Source organism: Rhabdochromatium marinum, assembly GCF_016583795.1.
Taxonomy (GTDB): domain Bacteria; phylum Pseudomonadota; class Gammaproteobacteria; order Chromatiales; family Chromatiaceae; genus Rhabdochromatium; species Rhabdochromatium marinum.
The window spans coordinates 1-1,342 of record NZ_NRRS01000170.1; the positions used below are offsets into that span (position 1 = coordinate 1).

Genomic DNA, 1,342 nt, shown 5'->3' on the forward strand with positions numbered 1-1,342 from the left:
TGGCTTACCAATAACCGTCTGCCATTTTCCACCAGGAACCAGCAAATGGAACAAAATCGAGCATCGCTTGTTCTCGTTTATCACCCAAAACTGGCGAGGCAAACCGCTTGTCAGTCATGAGGTCATCTTCAATCTCATCGCAGCCACGACGACGGACACAGGATTACGCGTTCATGCAGAATTAGATTCCACTACCTATCCTCTCGGCCAAAAAGTCACTGCCGCTGAGTTGGCTGCCGTCAACATCAAGCGACACGACTTCCATGGCGACTGGAATTACACTATTTCACCAGCACAAAATGGAACACTTATTTTGTAACAATCCCTAAGCGGCTTTCGGCTGAATCACCACATGGTACTTGGGTAGATGCTCATTGCGCTGAAGGCGTTTCTCGATGAGATCGAAGGCTTGTTTTGTCAGGGGTGGCGCCCTGATCGATAGGACGCCTTGGTTTTGTTACAATCATGTCAACTTGGTAACTGCCCAGGTACCCCGTCAGGGCATCACTCAACCCGAAGCTTTGCCAGAAGCGAATCGGAAGATTGCGTGAGGGTTTCGAGGACATTCCACCCCTGCTTTTTGGCAGTGGCGATCAGGGAGCGAATCGTGGCGAACTCCGTAGCGCTTTGCTCGCAGCGAAATCCACCAGAGATCTTCTGTCTGAGTTCATCAGTTACAAGTTAAGGTTTTGGTCGTCATGGCAAGCAAAATCCACTGAGGCCTGAGTCTTGTGTTGAGCCGCCTTGCGGGGACGTTTGATGATGCCCAATGTCTTGGCGTCCTCGGCCAGATAGCGTACGGGGTCGAGCGTAGGATCGTGTTGCTGAGCGCCGACCACGAAGTACAAGCTGCGGTAGAGCATTTCCATGGAGATGTCGGCGAACGGGCGCCCCAGTGCCTCGGCCACGGCATCGGTCAAATCGACCAGCACGGCGTACAGGATCCAGGTGGCCAACAATTGCAGCTCTACGGCGTTTTGTGCCCCGCCATAGAAATAAGCCAGTTCCAACAAGCGCTTGGCGATGGCAAAGGCATCCTCCACCCGCCAGCGCTGGGCATAGAGGGCCGCAGCCTGGGCGGTGGGCAAGCCGAGGAGATCGAGGGCATTGGTCAGGTAGCGGCAGACCGTGCCACCGCCCTGGATCTCGATCAGGCGCACGCGCTGGCGGGTGGCGCCTTGGCCGACCCACACCACCCGATCCCGGAGACTGGAGGTATGTACGAAGAGCTGATCGACCTCGTACTTGAGGTTCGATTTCGCGCGTGTCAGCCAGGTGACACCGCGCCCGCTCAACGCGGCCCACTGGGCAAAGTCGGTGAAGGCGCGATCGACGATCAGCA

General features: G+C 56.0%; 2 protein-coding genes. One reads left to right on the forward strand and one right to left on the reverse strand.

The annotated features are described in order from the left end of the window. Positions 1-319, forward strand: a 319-nt coding sequence (locus CKO36_RS19070; protein ID WP_420826359.1) for an ISAzo13-like element transposase-related protein, incomplete at its 5' end; no start/stop codon positions are given. Between the two features lie 355 nt (positions 320-674). Here CKO36_RS19070 and CKO36_RS19075 read toward each other — a convergent pair. Then, a partial coding sequence (locus tag CKO36_RS19075; RefSeq protein WP_200286478.1) for a transposase occupies positions 675-1,342 on the reverse strand: 668 nt, incomplete at its 5' end.